Genomic DNA, 15,133 nt, shown 5'->3' on the forward strand with positions numbered 1-15,133 from the left:
AGGTGGCATGGCCCGCGCGACCCCGCCGCTACCGCTGCACGAAATCGAAGTCCCGGTGCCGACCGGCCTCTCGCCCTTCGCCATCGGGACCTTCGACGAGATCGGCTCCTTCACCCGCGCCCGCTTCCCCCACCGCCACGACTTCTACGAGATCCTGCACCTCACCGGCGGCGGGGGAGTCCACGTCGTCGACTTCGAGCCCTACCCGATCGAACCGAACTCCCTCTACGTCCTGGCCCCCGGACAAGTCCACTTCTGGCAGGACACCGAACTCATCCGCGGCCGCGTCCTCGTCTTCGCCGAAGAGTTCCTCCTCGCCCACCCCGGCGGCCTGCTCCCCGCCCCCGGCGGCAGCCCCCTGCTGCGGCTCACCGGCGACCAGATCCCCCTCGTCGACGGCATCCTCGACGACATCGCCCACGAGTACCGCACCCGCGAACCCGGCTACGCCACCATGCTCCAAGCCCACCTGCACATCCTGCTCGTCCAGGTCCAACGCCTGCGCCGCACCCACCCCGACACCCCCACCACCTCAACACTGGTCTGGCGCTTCACCCGCCTGGCCACCAAACACGCCCTCACCGAACGCTCCGTCACCGCCTACGCCGACCGCCTCGGCATCACCGCCGGACACCTCACCGACCTCGTCCGCGCCGCCATGGGCACCACCCCCGGCGCCGTCATCCGCGCCGCCCTCGCCCTCGAAGCCAAACGCCTCCTCGCCCAAACCGACCTCAGCGTCGCCCAGATCGCCCACCGCCTCACCTTCGACGACCCCTCCTACTTCGGCCGCTTCTTCAAACGCGAAACCGGCGAGAGCCCCGGCGACTTCCGCCGCGAAATCCGCGAAAAGTACCAGATCACCCGAGACCGCTGACTGTCTCCCAGCACGACCGGTTCGTACCTTCGAAACACACCGGATCGAAGGGAAACCGTTGCCATGACAGGGAAGTACGAGAAGAACATCGTCCGCGCGATGGTCCGCGAGGAACTGCCGAACGAAGGCGTCCTCGCCTACGGCGAAACCGAGGGCGGCACCAGCGGCGCCCACGCCCTCATCAGCGGCTGGCAGGTCCCCGGCTGCCAGGTCCACATCGCCTACAGCTGGATCTACCAGGTCCCCACCCCCAACCCCTACGTCCTCGAACACACCCACGAGTACGACGAGGTCCTGCTCTGGATGGGCTCCAACCCCGACGACATCAACGACCTCGGCGCCGTCGCCGAACTCACCATCGACGGCGAGGTCTACGAGATCTCCACCAGCGCCTCGGTCTACATCCCCGCGGGCGTCCCCCACTGCCCGCTGGGCTACAAGAGCGTCGACCGCCCCTTCCAGTTCATCGCCCTGTCCCTGCACCCCGAATACAAGTCGTGACCCCGCTCCTACGCGACATCCACGACCTCATCGACGCCCGCCTCGCCGACCCAGACCTCACCCCAGCGGGCATCGCCGCCGCGGTCCACATCTCCACCAGGCAGCTCTACCGCCTCTTCGAATCCGAAGGCACCACCGTCGCCAAATGGATCCGCGACCGCCGCCTCGAACGCTGCCGAGCCGACCTCCTCACCGAACCAGCAGGCGTCAGCGCCGTAGGAGCCCGCTGGGGCATCCCCGACTCCTCCTACTTCAGCCGAGCCTTCCGCCAACGCTACGGCTGCGCCCCCCGCGACTACCGCCGCACCAGCGCAGCCGCCTGACCAGCAACACCGCTGTGGTGGGGTACCTGCCAAGCCCTCGCGGGCAGGTACCCCACCACCACTGGCTCGGACTACGTGGTCGTCGGTGGCGTGCTGGTGGGGGATGGGGGAGAGGTCGGGGGGATCGGGGGTTGGCCGGTCGGGCCCGGACCAGGGCCTGGTCCAGGGCCCGGACCGGGGCCCGGGCCTTGGCTGTCGTCGTCGCCGACGGTGGGGTCGGAGAGGTCTAGGGCGATGGCGAAGTTGGCGGTGAAGGCGTGGGGGGAGTGGCGGCGGGGGTGGAGCAGGAGCTGGTCGCCGCCTTGGCGGTAGATGAAATCGGTGGCGTTGGTGGTGTCGGGCTTGCCCTTCGCGTTGTACGGGGGCCGCGCCAGGTAAGCCGCGGTGAACTCGTCGGTGAAGTACAGCTGCGAGGTGAACTCGTACGGCTTCCCGTCGGTCCCGGTCGTGCGGACCTTGATGTGGATGTGCACCGTCCGCCCCCGGTACCAGCCGGGCAACACCGTCGTGAACCGCACCCGGCCACCCCGATCGGTGACCTGCAGACCCCGCAGGAACTTCTTGCCCGACGACCCCTCACTCGCGATGTCGGAGTACACCCCCGCCGCGTCGCAGTGCCAGACGTCGACCACCGCGTCCTTCAGCGGCACACACCGGCGGTCCCGGATCTGCAGCACCGACAGGCCCAACAGCAGCGGAACACCGGGGGAGAAGACCCCGGTCGCCGGATCTGACCTGATGTCGGACCGGTTCAACTCCTCGTCCACGAAGTACGGGCCCTCGACCTGCTCAGGCCGGGCCACGCAGTCCACGCAGTCGCCCCCGGCGGGCTCCGGAGCCGCCGTCGCGACCCCCGTCCCGACCACCGTCAACGCCGCGCCCGCGAACCCCAACAACGCCAACGCGTGGCGCCTGCCCAGGACGCGGCCGACCGGCTCATCGTCATCGTGCATGGTGACAACACCTCACTCACTGTGCCAGTTCGGATACCAGCGGTGAGCAAAGCTAGGGTCGAACCCTGGGCGCCCGGTGTGCGCGAGCTGTGAGGTCCCTATGTGAACGCCATCCTCACTTGCCAGTCAGAACCCGGATGTGCCGCACCCCGACCGCCGCCCGCCGCACCCGGGCCCGCAGCGGCGAATCCGTGTCCGGCGACAACTCCACCCCGATCGACGCCGCGATCAACTCCACCACCTCCCGCAGCGGCAGCTCATCGGTCCACACGTGCTGCCTGAAACCCGGCTCCCGCAACCGTTCCAGGCAAAGGTCCAGTTTGGACAACGCGAAAGTCTCCCGCCGTAGCGCCACGGACCGGCCAGCCACCCTGGCGAACGCGTGCCCCAACCCGCGCTCGGCCAACCGCCCCACGATCGTCTCCCGCTGCGCCAGCAACGCGAAGTGCCGCACATCGTGGCCCAGCGCCCGCAAACCGCCGACAATCTCCTCGAAGTACGCGGGCTCCACCAACGTCATCGGCGCAACGACCAGACCCTCATGCCGCCGCAACACCAGGTCCAACACCTCGACAACCCCGGACCGCCACGACCGCAGGTCCTGGAAGTCCTCCCGCAGCCACGGCGGCATCGCCCGGTGCAACCCGAACCCCACCAACTCCGGATCGCACAACACACTGCCCGCGACCCGCCGCCGCAACTCCCACGCCGTCTGCGTCTTGCCCACCCCGAACGGCCCGTTCACCCACACCAGCATGCCGCCGTTCTACCAGCTTTCACTTGATCAACATCTGGAGGAGTGGGCAAGAGGGGCAGCGCGTCAGGACTGGACCAATCACCGTCAGGGCGTCGCACACGACAAGGGGCCGCCGCGTCGGCGCCCCGGCAGCCCCGTAGCACCCCGGGTTGCCGTGTTCGGCGAGGCGCGGCGACGAGCCAGCCAGGGGGCAAGCGGCTCGGCGGGCGACATGTGAGAGGTGGGAGCCGCCCAGATCGGCACTACTTGACATAATGTAGATTATCAACCAAACGGCGACCTGGGCGAACGCGCGTCGAGAGGCCTGTCAGACAGCCCATATACGTCACTGTGACGTTTCGTGGGTGGTGCGCCCGGACGCCTGGCTTTGCCCTCTGCGGGCCGCCTCTTCGATGGATCACCGGCCACCGGGTGGCTTGAGCGGCGACGGCGGTGCGGCGGCGCGTGTTGGGCGCGGTTCAGCGCGATTCCCCCGGCGGTCGGGATCCGCTTCCCCGGGCTCTCGAACACCTGTTTGATGGATAACCGCGATTATGCATGCCGTGGCGAGACTGTCGGGGTGATCGGGTATCTACAGGGGGTGATGTTGATCGAGGCGCAGGACGCCTTCTTCCTCGCCAGGCGGTCCAGGAAGGACTCGCCGCACACGACGGCGGCCTACCGGCGGGATCTGGCCGGGGTGACGGCGCTGGTGGCCGAGGCGGTGGGCAAGGACACCGACCTGGTCGAGTTGGACGAGGTGAACGCGCGGGTGTTGCGGGAGGCGTTCGGGCGGTTCGCCGACACGCACGCGAAGAGTTCGGTGGCCAGGGCCTGGTCGACGTGGAACCAGTTCTTCCAGTTCTGCGTGGCCGACGAGGTGGTGTTCGGCAACCCGATGGGGGCGATCGGGCGGCCACGACCCGCTCCCCTGTCCCCCAAGCCGCTGCGCGGTGAGGGCACGCCGGAGGAGCTGCTGCGGGCGGTGGCCGGTGGGGCGCGGCGGGCGCGGGCGCCGTGGCCGGAGCGTGACCTGTTGGTGTTGGCGTTGGGGCTGGTGGCGGGGCTGCGGGCCTCGGAGATGCGGGCGCTCAAGCGGTCCTCGGTGGTGGGCCGCAGCGGTGAGCGCAGGCTGTTCGTGCACGGCAAGGCGAACCGGGAGCGGTCGATCCCGATCGAGGTGCCGTTGGAGCGGGTGATCGAGTCGTACTTGGCGTCGTGCGCGGTGCGGTTCCCGGTGGCGCGCTTCGCCGACGATTCGCCGCTGGTGTTGGGCAACGACGGCGCGGGTATCGGGCGGGGTGCGCTGGATTACCTGGTGAAGGCGTGTTTCCGGGCAGCGGGGATGCACGACCGGGTGCCTGCGGGGGCGAACCTGCACGCGTTGCGGCACACGTTCGCGACCCGGTTGGCCGAGGACGGGGCGAACGCGGTGGAGATCATGGTGCTGCTGGGGCACGCGAGCTTGAACACCAGCCAGAACTACATCGAGGCGACCGGGTCGCAGCGGCGGGCGGCGGCGGCGAGCAACCGCACGTACCGGGCGTTGGCCGGGCTGACCGATACCGGGGATGGCTCAGCTCCCCCGGTCCCCGGCCGATGAGGTGATCACTTGCCCACGTGGGTCGGTGGGACTTCTGATGGGCGGCGGCGGACATGCGGGTTCTGGAGAACCGATCGGTGCGGGCGAAGATCATGGCCGTGCTGGGGGTGGCCGCCGCGGGGATCGTGGCGGCCGCGGTCAGCTCACACGCGGCGCTGGCGACCATGGACGACCGGTCCGGCGCGCTGTACTCCGAGGGTGTGGCTGCTGGGCAGCACGAGTCGCTGGTGCACCAGCAGGAGATCAAGGTCCGGATGGACCTGATGGCGCACGTGGCCGCTCCCCCGGCCGAGCGGGCGCGGTGGGAGCAGGCGATCACCGAGGACGAGGCCGAGTTGGACGCCGCGGTGGCCGGCTACGCCGAGCTGGCGGGGTCGTCGGCGGATCTGCAGCCGTTCGTGGCGGCGTGGGCGCGGGTGCGCAGCCAGTACCAGCAGGTGTTGCTCCCGGCGGCGCGGGCGGGTGATGTGGCGGCGTGGTGGTCGGCGTATTCGGCCGATGTGGCGCCGACGATCAAGCAGGCGGCGTCGGCGTTGGACGAGTTGGAGGCGCGGCGGACCCAGCAGGGTGCGGCGTGGCGGGCTGAGGCCGAGTCGGCGTACGACACCGGTGGTTTGGTGATGTGGCTGGTGTTGGCGGCGTCGTTGCTGGCCGCTGGTGTGCTGGGGTTGGTGGTGACGCGGCGGATCGTGGGGCCGTTGGTGGCGATGGCGGGGGCGCTGCGGGGGTTCGCGCGCGGTGATCTGACGGCGCGGGTGTCGGTGTCGGGGCGCGATGAGCTGGGTCAGATGGCGGAGACGTTGAACGAGGCGGTGTCGACCGTCGGGGAGACGTTGGGTGAGATCGAGCGGTCGGCCGGTGAGTTGCGGGGTGCGTCTGGTCGGGTGGCGGCGGCGAGCGGTCGGATGGCGAAGGACGCGGAGACGGGTCGGGCGCGGTCGGGTGAGGTGACGGGGTCGGCGGCGTTGGTGACGGGGAACGTGGAGTCGGTGGCGGCGGGGTCGGAGCAGATGAGCATCGCGGTGGGGGCGATCGCGGAGAGCGCCGGGCACGCGGTGCGGGTGGTGGAGCGTGCTGTGGTGGCCGCGGCGGGGACGCGGGAGACGATCGACCGGTTGGGTGCGTCGAGCGTGGAGATCGGTGCGGTGGTGAAGGCGATCACGGCGATCGCGGGTCAGACGAACCTGTTGGCGTTGAACGCGACGATCGAGGCGGCGCGGGCGGGTGCGGCTGGTCGTGGGTTCGCGGTGGTGGCCGGTGAGGTGAAGGAGCTGGCGCAGGAGACGGCGCGGGCGACCGAGGACATCGCGCGGCGGGTGGAGACGATCCAGGCGGACACGGGTGCGGCTGTGGCGGCGATCGCGGAGATCAGCGAGATCATCGGCGAGGTGAACAGCCACCAGTTGACGATCGCGGCCGCGGTGGAGGAGCAGGAGGCGACGACCGGCGAGATGAACCGCAGCCTGGCCGCGGCGGCGTCGGGGTCGTCGGCGATCTCGGCGCATATCGGGGAGGTGGCGGCGGTGGCGGAGTCTGTTGCGGCGGGTGCCGGTGAGACGAAGTCGGCGGCGCGGGAGTTGTCGTTGTTGTCGGCGCGGTTGAACGGTTTGGTGTCGCGCTTCCGGGTGGAGTGATCGTCCTTCGACTGGACCGCGGTCAGTCTGTGGCCGCGATCCAGTCGTTGGTGTCGCGGTGGCGGCCGAGCCCGACTGCGTCGAACTCGTCGAAGTGCTCGCCCTTGACGGCTCCGAGTCGTCGGAGCGCTTGGGAGATCGGGCTGCCGGTGGCCGGGAATGGTTGGTCCTCAGGCAGGTGCAGAGGTCCGAGGATGACCTTCCCGTCGTTGTATACCTGTGCGGTCTGTGTGCCCTGTCCACCGAAGAGCTCGGCCTCGACGTAGGCCGTGGGGCCCTTCGATGAACACGCTGCCAGTGCGCTGCCGAAGCCGGGAGGGGCTTTCTGGAATCCGTCGAGCTCAGGAGCCCCGGGAACGGCGACCGCGTCGAAGAACGCGTCGGTCATGGGAAGCAGAGACAGGTGTTGTCCGAGGGGAACGATGCGCGCCTGCTCGATGGTGCCTGCCAGATCGCGTAGTACGGGTTCGCTGGCGATGACCGCCTGCAGGCTGTATCCCATGTCCACAGTGTCGTGTGGCCGGACGCGCGCGAGCAGGTGGGGTGCCGAGGGCGCCCAGCGCCCTGTGGATGGGTACCGCGCTCCCCCACGCCGCCGCGGCGCAGCCAGTCCCGCACACTCGCATCCCCCACCACACCTCTGGGGGGCGTCCCCGAGGCCAGTCTAGTCGGGGTGGGGGGTGGCGAGGGGGGTGGCGGGGATCTGTGGATGGTTGTGGGGGTTGTGGATGGGGAGAAACAGCAGGTGGGGGGTGGGGGGTGCGGGAAGTTCAGCCGGATGGGGGGCGCATCTAGGCTGCTGGGGTGCGGCGCAAACTGAGGTCACCTCTCCCCCAGCGGCATGGGCTTGACGCGGCGCGGTTGCGGTTTCCGGTGGTGGGGGCGTGGGCTACGGCGTTGGAGCACCTGGTGGAGCGGTTGCCTCGGGTGGAGCCGGGGCGGATCGAGGCGATGTTGCGGGAGGGGCGGATCGTCGGGGTTGATGGGCCGGTGGGGGTGGACGCGCCGTTCGTGCCGGGGGCGGTGGTGTGGTTCCACCGGGACCTGCCGGTGGAGGTGCCGGTGCCGTTCGAGTTGTCGGTGGTGTACCGCGACGAGGCGATCGTGGTGGTGGACAAGCCGCACTTCTTGGCGTCGATCCCGCGGGGCAAGCACGTGGTGGAGACGGCGTTGGTACGGCTGCGGCGGGAGTTGGGGATCCCGACACTGGCTCCGGCGCACCGGTTGGACCGGGTGACGGCGGGGTTGTTGATGTTCGTGGTGCGGCAGGAGGACCGGGGGCGGTACCAGACGTTGTTCCGGGACCGGTTGGTGGTCAAGGAGTACGAGGCGGTGGCGCCGGTGGGGGCCGGGGAGTTCCCGGTGGAGGTGCGGTCGCGGATCGTGAAGGAGCGGGGGGTGATCCGGGCGTTCGAGGTGGCTGGTGAGCCGAACGCGCAGACGCGGGTGGAGTTGGTGCAGACGCGGGGTGGGCTGGGGCGGTACCGGTTGGTGCCGTTGACGGGGCGGACGCACCAGCTGCGGCTGCACATGGCGGGGTTGGGGGTGCCGATCCTGGGGGACGACTTCTACCCGGAGTTGCGGGAGAAGGCGTTGGACGACTTCACGCGGCCGTTGCAGTTGTTGGCGCGGGTGTTGGAGTTCCCGGACCCGGTGTCGGGGGTGCGGCGGCGGTTCGAGAGCGGGTTGCGGTTGGCGGCGTGGGAGTCACCGGAGTCGTGGTAGGGCTGGTGGGTGGACATCCGGGTGGTGGGCGGGCTCGGCAACAACACAGCGGTGGGTGGGCTCGCCAACGACACAGTGGTGGGTGGGCTTGGCAAAGGCCCGGTGGTGGGCGGGGCTGGTGATCGCATAGCGGTGGTGCGAGCGCGACAGCGGTGTGGCAGTGGGCGAGCCCGGCGCAGGCAGGGTGGCGGGCTTGGCAACGGACACAGCGGTTGAAGGGCCCGGGAACGGCGCGGTACGACAGCCGAACGGCTGGGGGCGACCCCGGCGCGGGCAGAGTGGCGGGTGGGCGCGGCGCTGGCGGCGACGCGATAGTGGGCGGGTCCGGTAGGCGACTGGGTGCTGAGCAGGCGGGCGACACGGTGGTGGGCGGGCGCGGCGATGACGGCGGGCTTGCTGGCGAACAGCGGTGGCTGTGTGGCAGGCGGGCACGGCAACAGCGCGGTGGTGGGCAGGTGTTGGGCGCGCCTGGTGGGGAGCGGGTCGTGATCGGGCTTGGCCACTGACCGTGCTGTGCTCGACCAGCACGGCTGCCCACGGGCGGGCACGTCCACTTGGGCCTGGTGATGGGGGTGCGTGAGGGCATGCCGGGCGACGGTGGGTGGCAACCGCAACGCGGCTATGGCGGACGAGGCGCTGACACAGTGGCGGCGCTGGCAGCGGCCCAGAGGTGGTGAGCAGGCTCGGCGGTGCTGGACGGGCGGGGCACAGCGTGGGCGGGCGGAGGCGATCCCGCTGATCAGGAAGAACAGCGCGGCCTCGTGCGGGCGCTCGCGGCCACCGCGGTGCCGGAAGGACCACTCCCGGTTGAGGATGTACGACACGATCGTCGCGATGATGACAGGGCTCGTCAGCGGCGCGGGAGCGGGCGGGTGTGGCGTCACCGAAGCCGGTGATCCTGGTGCCGTCCTCGGTCGCGCCCCTGGTCAGCGCTTCGGCCAGCGCGGCGGCCGGGTCGTCGGTGGACAGGGCGACCGTGGCCAGGCCGCCGCCGGGTGGGTGTCGGCGCGCGCTGGTGACCGACGGGCCTGGCCACGGTGGAATGGTGGACGGGCCTTGTGGGTGCCCGAGTGGTGGGCCGACGCGGCCGCAGCACAGGAGGTGTTGGGCTTGGCCACGAGTGGTGGGTTTCGTGGCGATGGGCCGCAACACGGCGAGGGGCTGCTGCATGTCCGGGCAGGCCGCCTGCGGGAGCAGATGGGCTGGCGGGGATGCAGGGGTGCTCAGGCTTGGCGCAGGGAGAAAGGGGGCGGGCGCGGTGGGCGATCGGTTGGTGGTCGGTGTCGCTGATGCGGGCTGGGTGGCGGATCGGTTGGGGGTGCTTGATCGGGATCGGGTGACGCGGTTGGGGGATCCGCGGGGTGCGGCGTTCGTGGTTGCGGCGTCGGCGGTGCGTGAGGCGGATGTGGTGGTGGGGTCCGTCGTTGCGTTGGATGGGGTGTGGGTGCGTCGGGTGGAGCCGTTTGCGCGGAATGTGGCGGCGGGGCGGTTCGCGGGGGCGGTGGGGCCACCGATGTTGCGGGAGTGGTCACCGGGGTGGGTGGTGGCGGCGGAGCGGTTGTTGGGGAGGTTGCGGTTTGTGACCCGTGGGTTGGGTGAGGGGTTCACGTGGGATCACATCGGGTCGACGTCGGTGCCGGGGTTGGCGGCGAAGGATGTGGTGGACCTGCAGGTGGGGGTGCCGTCGCTCGATGATGTTGGGGGGTTGGCGGAGGCGGTGCTCGCGGCGGGGTTCGTGGATGTGGCATTGACGGTGCCGGGGTCGCCTGGGGTGGTGCGGGACGCGGTGCGTGGTCGGCGGCGTCGGGGGGTGCGGTGGGACAAGCGGTTGTTCGCGTCGGGGGATCCGGGGTGTCGGGCGATCTTGCACGTGCGGGAGATCGGGTCGCCGTGGTGGGGGTTCACGCGGGCGTTCCGGGATCTGTTGCGGGCGGACGCGGGTGTGCGGGGTGAGTACGAGCAGGTCAAGCGCGACTTGACCGGTGTTCACGCGGGCGATGTGGACAACGACCGGTACACGGTGGCGAAGTCGGTGTTCTTCGACCGGGTGCAGCACGTGCTCGACGAGGGGGCATGACGCGAGTTGGTGGCCGGGATGGGGTGTGCACCGTTGCCGGGGCGGCGGGTGGCACGGTGACCGGTTCCCAGGGGGGGCCCATGTGGTGGTAGGCGGTGTGCGGCCAGTGGTGTCGGTGGGGAGTAGTGCTCGGGGTGGGTGCGGAGGAGGTGGAGGGCTGTAGCGGCCGTTGTCGGTCGCAGGCCAGGTGAGTTCGGTGAGGCGGCGGCGGAGAGGGTGAGAGCGGGGCCGAGAGCGACGGCCGGTGGGAAGCAGCGCGGGCGGGGCAAGGCGAGTGGGAGGACACGGCGCGGGTCCCCTCCCCCGTGTCCGAGGAGGCGACCCGGCCGGTTTGGGCTTGTAGGTGGGTGACCAGGGTGGGTGTGCGCGGTCGCAGAGGTCGATGGGTGTGTTCGGAGAGGAACATGGCGCGGGCGGTGGCGGCCTGCTCACGCCAGGCGTCGGTGTCGACGAAGTGGTAGCCCTCGCGCGCGGAGACCTCGTCGACCCGGGTCTGGTAGGCCTTGATGACCTCGTCGGACGGCGGGTTGCGCGGGAGGTCGACCACGGGCCAGAGCGGGTGACGGCGGTCTAGCCGGGCGCGGATAGGCGCGGCGCGCGGGTCACGGGTGTGCAGGCCGTGGTCGCCTGCGCGGTGGCTTCACTGGGGTGTCGGTAGGCGACCGGGTTGGCGGTGGCGTAGGGCCACGGCTCGGAGGAGGGCCACGAGGGGGTCGCCGAGGGTGGTGATGAGGGCGGGGGCCCAGTGGGGGGTGTTGGGGTGGTGGAGGAGGTCGTGGTCGAGGGCGGCGAGGGCGTCGGCGAGGGTGGCGTAGGCGTCGACGGCGGTGGGGAGGCCAGTGTCGCGTAGTGCGCGCAGCAGGGTGACCAGTGCGGCGGTGTCGTCGGGGTCGAGGTGCCAGCCTCGGGTGTGGGCGAGGTGGTGGACTTGGGCGTGTGCCCAGGTGTCGTCGGGGGCGGGGGTGTGTGGGAAGCGGCGGTGGGTGGCGGTGAGGAGTCCGGGGAGGTCTTCTCGGCTGTCGACGGCGGTGAGGATGGTGCGGGTGTCGTCGATGGACAGGCCGCCGAGGTCGAGCATGGCGCGGACGAGGCGGAGCCGGTGCAGGTGGGTGGTGTCGTAGGTGGCTTGGTTGGGGGCGGTGCGGTGGCCGGGGGTGAGCAGGCCTTCGCGCAGGTAGTACTTGATGGTGGCGACGGGGACGCCGGATTGGTCGCTCAGTTCGCGCATCCGCACGGCGGGGTCACGACTCGGGGGCCGCGGTGGCGGGGTGGAACGGGCCCCAGGTGAACGCGGGGATCCAGCGGTGCGGGTCGCCGGTCCAGTCGAGGCGGGCCATCTGGGTGGGGGCGCGGCGGCCCGCGAGGGTGCGGTAGAGGGTGAGGCGGTCGGCGGTGAGGGTGGCGTCGGGGTCGCCCTCCCCCGCGATCCAGGTGTCGGTGGGGGTGACCAGGCGCAGCGCGGGCAGGTCGTGGGTGGTGATGGAGGCGGCGAGGCCGCTGATCACGACGTCGAAGGCGCGGGGGACGGCGGGGTGGGTGTCGATGGGCAGCGGCAGGCCCAGGGCGTAGCGCAGGTCGAGTTCGTGGGTGAAGGCGTCCATGACGCCGACGCGGCCGAGTCGGCCGCCGCCGTCGGCGAGGAGCCGGTCGGCTTGGTCGGCGCGGGCGTCCCAGGCGTCGGCGATCTGGTGGATGTCGAGGCCGCGGGCGGAGAACGGTTGGGGGATGCCGGTCATCTGGCCCATGGCGTGGGCGCAGACCTCGACGAGGTGTCCGAACAGGTCGCGGGCGGTCCAGCCGGGGCAGGCGGGGATGGGGGTGTCGGCGAGGTCGGGTTTGCCGGTGAGCAGGTCGGTCACGGTCTCGCGGACGTGGGCGTAGGCGATGTTGTTCGGCACCAGTTGCTGGGTCACCCGGGACACTCCCCTGCCGTGTGGTCGGACGCGACCCGACGGTAGTGGCGGGTCGGGTGCGTGGTCTTCTCCGAGGATGCGCAGCGCCGCGGGTTCACAGCGGGACGTTGCCGTGCTTGCGTTGGGGGGTGGTGCCGCGTTTGTCGCGGAGCATGGCGAGGGCTTTGGCGACGGCGGCGCGGGTGGCGGTGGGGTCGATGACGTCGTCGACGAGGCCGCGTTCGGGGGCGTAGTAGGGGTGTAGGAGGTCGGCGGTGTAGTCGGCGATGCGGGTGGCGCGGGCGGCGGTGGAGTCGGGGGCGGTGGCGAGTTCTTTGCCGAAGAGGACGTCGACGGCTCCTTCGGCGCCCATGACGGCGATCTCGTTGGTGGGCCAGGCCAGGGACAGGTCGGTGCCGATGGAGCGGGAGTCCATGACGATGTAGGCGCCGCCGTAGGCCTTGCGGAGGATCACTTGGACGCGGGGGACGGTGGCTTCGCAGTAGGCGTAGAGGAGTTTGGCGCCGTGGCGGATGACGCCGCCGTGTTCTTGGGTGGTGCCGGGGAGGAAGCCGGGGACGTCGACGAGGGTGAGCAGGGGGATGCCGAAGGCGTCGCAGAAGCGGACGAAGCGGGCGGCCTTTTGGGCGGCGGCGGCGTCGAGGACCCCGGCCAGGACCATCGGTTGGTTGCCGACGATGCCGACGACGGCGCCGTCGATGCGGCCGAGGGCGCAGACGACGTTGGCGGCCCAGCCCTGGTGGATCTCGAGGAAGTCCTCGTCGTCGAGGAGTTCGGCGAGGACGTCGCGGATGTCGTAGGGGCGGTTGGGTTCGGGTGGGACGATCTCGGCGAGGCGGGGTCGTTGCTGTTGGGTGGCGCCGGTGGGTGGGCCCGCGGGCGGTGGTTCGAGGTTGTTGGCGGGCAGTAGCGACAGCAGGTACCTGACGTCGTCCAGGCAGGACTGTTCGTCGTCGTGGACGAAGGTGGCGACCCCGGAGTGGGTGCCGTGGACGTCGGCGCCGCCGAGGTCGTCGTGGCCGACGCGTTCGCCGGTGACGGCGTGCACGACGTCGGGGCCGGTGAGGTAGAGCTGCGCGGTGTCGCGGACCATGAAGGTGAAGTCGGCGAGGGCGGGTGAGTAGGCCGCTCCCCCGGCGCAGGGTCCGAGCACGACGCTGATCTGGGGGATGATGCCGGAGGCGGCGACCTGCCTGCGGAAGATGCCGCCGTAGCCGTCGAGGGCGGGGACGCCTTCCTGGATGCGGGCGCCGCCGCTGTCGTTGAGGCCGATGACCGGGGAGCCGGTGGCCAGGGCGAGGTCGAGCACTTTGTGGATCTTGGCGGCGTGGGCGGCGCCGAGGGAGCCGCCGAGGATGGTGAAGTCCTGGGCGTAGGCGAACACGCGGCGGCCGTCGACGGTGCCGGATCCGGCGACGACGCCGTCGGTGTGCGGGCCGGGGCCGGGGGTTTTGAGGTTGCCGACGACGGTGCGGCGGAACGGTTCGACCTCGAGGAAGCTGCCGTCGTCGAGTAGCAGGTCGAGTCGTTCGCGGGCGGTGAGTTTGCCCAGGGCGCGTTGTCTGCGGGGGTCGCCGCCCGCGGTGGCCTCGGCGTGCAGGCGGTCGCGTTCGGCGCGCAGCCGGGACATGGTGCGCGCGGGGGTGCGGGGGGTGCCGCGTGGTATCGGCACCGGGGTGAAGTCGAGGTCGGTGCGGCTGATCGATTCGGTGCTCATCGCGGGGTCGCCTCCGTCTTCTCGCGGCTCACCGCGCCCGCTTGGCGGTCGGTGAGCAGGCCGTCGCGGTGCAGCCACCGGACCGTGTCGCGGAAGGTGTCGGTGACCGGTCGCGGGTGGACACCGGCGGTGTCGGCGGTGTCGGACACCGCCGTGGCGCACGCGCAGGTGTAGATGGCGCCGTATTCGGCCGGGATGTGCCAGGGCCACACGCGTTGGATGAGTCCGGTGAGGGCGCCCAGGGGCAGCATGGCCCGGGCGGGTAGCCGCACCGCGGGCAACGCGCGCCCGGTGATGTCCCGCAGGTGCGCCATGAAGTCGCGGGTGGACACGTAGTGGCCTGGTCCGAAGTAGCCGCGGCCTGGGGTGGGCAGCGACAGCAGGGTGGCGTGCAGGGCGGCGGTGTCGCGGACGTCGCCGATCGGGATGCCGCCGGTCGGCCAGATCGGCATCAGCCCGCGCAGCGCGTTGCGCAGCCGAGCGGTCTGGTCACCGACCCGCGGGTCGTGCGGGCCGAGCAGGGCCGACGGGTAGCTGATCACCACCGGCGCGCCGGTGGCCTGGTGCTCGCGGGCGATCGACTCGGCGGCCGCTTTGCTCGCCAGGTACCGCTCGCGGGGTGCGCCCACCGGTGAGTGCTGGTCGAGCACCCGCCCCGGCGCCGGGAGCAGTGCCCCGACGCTGGAGACGTGGATGGTCCGGCCGACACCGGCGGCCCGGGCGGCGGCCAGGACCACCTCGGTGCCGCGCACGTTGGTGCGCCGCACAGCAGCGTGGTCGCGGCTGTCGAAGGAGTACACCGACGCCGCGTGCAGGACGGCGTCGGCGCCGCGCACCAGCCCGGCCACCCGGCCCGGGTCGGTGACGTCCCCGGCGACGATCGACACCGCGCTCGGGTCGACCCCGAGCGGGTCCAACGCGGCGGCGACCCGCGCGTCCACCGCCGGGTGCCGGGCGCTCTCGCGCACCAGCACCCGGACCCGGTGGCCCGCCCCGACGATCGCCGCCACGGTGTGGGCGCCGACGAACCCGGTCGCCCCGGTCACGCTCACCAGCACCGCCGACTCCCCCCGC

General features: G+C 71.3%; 15 protein-coding genes and 1 pseudogene. 8 read left to right on the forward strand and 8 right to left on the reverse strand.

Annotated elements, in window-relative coordinates; all coding sequences use genetic code 11:
- Positions 1 to 7 precede the first annotated feature (7 nt).
- The 3 genes from JOD54_RS23580 to JOD54_RS34490 all read left to right on the forward strand — a co-directional run bounded on the left by JOD54_RS23580 (position 8) and on the right by JOD54_RS34490 (position 1,701).
- The gene (locus JOD54_RS23580; RefSeq protein WP_204453226.1) at positions 8 to 877 is read left to right on the forward strand and encodes a helix-turn-helix domain-containing protein; all 870 of its coding nucleotides are present in this window, start codon (positions 8 to 10) and stop codon (positions 875 to 877) included.
- A gap of 63 nt (positions 878 to 940) precedes the next feature.
- Positions 941 to 1,378 (forward strand): cupin domain-containing protein, encoded by a 438-nt coding sequence (locus tag JOD54_RS34485; RefSeq protein WP_239573483.1) that lies wholly within the window; start codon positions 941 to 943, stop codon positions 1,376 to 1,378.
- A complete protein-coding gene (locus tag JOD54_RS34490) occupies positions 1,375 to 1,701 on the forward strand; it encodes a helix-turn-helix domain-containing protein (RefSeq protein WP_307860233.1) in 327 nt (108 codons plus the stop codon). The genes JOD54_RS34485 and JOD54_RS34490 overlap by 4 nt, the downstream gene beginning before the upstream one ends.
- A 71-nt stretch (positions 1,702 to 1,772) precedes the next feature.
- Here JOD54_RS34490 and JOD54_RS23590 read toward each other — a convergent pair whose 3' ends face one another.
- Positions 1,773 to 2,654: a dioxygenase family protein gene (locus JOD54_RS23590; protein ID WP_204453227.1), complete on the reverse strand. Its 882-nt coding sequence runs from the start codon at positions 2,652 to 2,654 to the stop codon at positions 1,773 to 1,775.
- 115 nt (positions 2,655 to 2,769) lie between these two features.
- Positions 2,770 to 3,411, reverse strand: a complete 642-nt coding sequence (locus tag JOD54_RS23595; RefSeq protein WP_204453229.1) for an AAA family ATPase — start codon at positions 3,409 to 3,411, stop codon at positions 2,770 to 2,772.
- Positions 3,412 to 3,994: 583 nt separating this feature from the next.
- On the opposite strand from JOD54_RS23595, the gene JOD54_RS23600 reads away from it, so the two are divergent.
- Both JOD54_RS23600 and JOD54_RS35235 read left to right on the forward strand, forming a co-directional pair.
- Positions 3,995 to 4,993: a tyrosine-type recombinase/integrase gene (locus JOD54_RS23600; protein ID WP_239575033.1), complete on the forward strand. Its 999-nt coding sequence runs from the start codon at positions 3,995 to 3,997 to the stop codon at positions 4,991 to 4,993.
- A gap of 53 nt (positions 4,994 to 5,046) precedes the next feature.
- Positions 5,047 to 6,627 (forward strand): methyl-accepting chemotaxis protein, encoded by a 1,581-nt coding sequence (locus tag JOD54_RS35235; RefSeq protein WP_204453231.1) that lies wholly within the window; start codon positions 5,047 to 5,049, stop codon positions 6,625 to 6,627.
- A 22-nt stretch (positions 6,628 to 6,649) separates the two neighbouring features.
- Here the strand turns inward: JOD54_RS35235 and JOD54_RS23610 are convergent, their stop codons facing one another.
- Entirely contained in the window at positions 6,650 to 7,129 is a 480-nt protein-coding gene (locus tag JOD54_RS23610; RefSeq protein WP_204453233.1) for a hypothetical protein, read from the reverse strand.
- A gap of 302 nt (positions 7,130 to 7,431) precedes the next feature.
- On the opposite strand from JOD54_RS23610, the gene JOD54_RS23615 reads away from it, so the two are divergent.
- Positions 7,432 to 8,352, forward strand: a complete 921-nt coding sequence (locus tag JOD54_RS23615) for a pseudouridine synthase (RefSeq protein WP_204453234.1) — start codon at positions 7,432 to 7,434, stop codon at positions 8,350 to 8,352.
- 725 nt (positions 8,353 to 9,077) lie between these two features.
- Here the strand turns inward: JOD54_RS23615 and JOD54_RS34505 are convergent.
- Positions 9,078 to 9,194: pseudogene (locus tag JOD54_RS34505) on the reverse strand (GtrA family protein); the annotation flags it as partial.
- A gap of 671 nt (positions 9,195 to 9,865) precedes the next feature.
- Between JOD54_RS34505 and JOD54_RS23620 the strand changes: the two are divergent.
- Positions 9,866 to 10,429 carry a GrpB family protein gene (locus JOD54_RS23620; RefSeq protein WP_204453235.1) on the forward strand — a complete coding sequence of 188 codons (564 nt, stop codon included), beginning with the start codon at positions 9,866 to 9,868 and terminating at the stop codon, positions 10,427 to 10,429.
- A gap of 382 nt (positions 10,430 to 10,811) precedes the next feature.
- Positions 10,812 to 11,003: a hypothetical protein gene (locus JOD54_RS23625; protein ID WP_204453237.1), complete on the forward strand. Its 192-nt coding sequence runs from the start codon at positions 10,812 to 10,814 to the stop codon at positions 11,001 to 11,003.
- 66 nt (positions 11,004 to 11,069) lie between these two features.
- On the opposite strand, the gene JOD54_RS35240 is transcribed toward JOD54_RS23625, so the two are convergent.
- The 4 genes from JOD54_RS35240 to JOD54_RS23645 all read right to left on the reverse strand — a co-directional run bounded on the left by JOD54_RS35240 (position 11,070) and on the right by JOD54_RS23645 (position 15,117).
- Positions 11,070 to 11,657, reverse strand: a complete 588-nt coding sequence (locus tag JOD54_RS35240) for a MerR family transcriptional regulator (protein ID WP_275592682.1) — start codon at positions 11,655 to 11,657, stop codon at positions 11,070 to 11,072.
- 13 nt (positions 11,658 to 11,670) lie between these two features.
- Positions 11,671 to 12,342: a maleylpyruvate isomerase N-terminal domain-containing protein gene (locus JOD54_RS23635; protein WP_307860234.1), complete on the reverse strand. Its 672-nt coding sequence runs from the start codon at positions 12,340 to 12,342 to the stop codon at positions 11,671 to 11,673.
- Between the two features lie 94 nt (positions 12,343 to 12,436).
- Positions 12,437 to 13,972 (reverse strand): acyl-CoA carboxylase subunit beta, encoded by a 1,536-nt coding sequence (locus JOD54_RS23640; RefSeq protein WP_204456511.1) that lies wholly within the window; start codon positions 13,970 to 13,972, stop codon positions 12,437 to 12,439.
- Between the two features lie 83 nt (positions 13,973 to 14,055).
- The gene (locus JOD54_RS23645) at positions 14,056 to 15,117 is read right to left on the reverse strand and encodes an NAD-dependent epimerase/dehydratase family protein (protein WP_204453238.1); all 1,062 of its coding nucleotides are present in this window, start codon (positions 15,115 to 15,117) and stop codon (positions 14,056 to 14,058) included.
- Positions 15,118 to 15,133 lie beyond the last annotated feature (16 nt).

Origin of the sequence: Actinokineospora baliensis (assembly GCF_016907695.1) — a bacterium.
Classification (GTDB): domain Bacteria; phylum Actinomycetota; class Actinomycetes; order Mycobacteriales; family Pseudonocardiaceae; genus Actinokineospora; species Actinokineospora baliensis.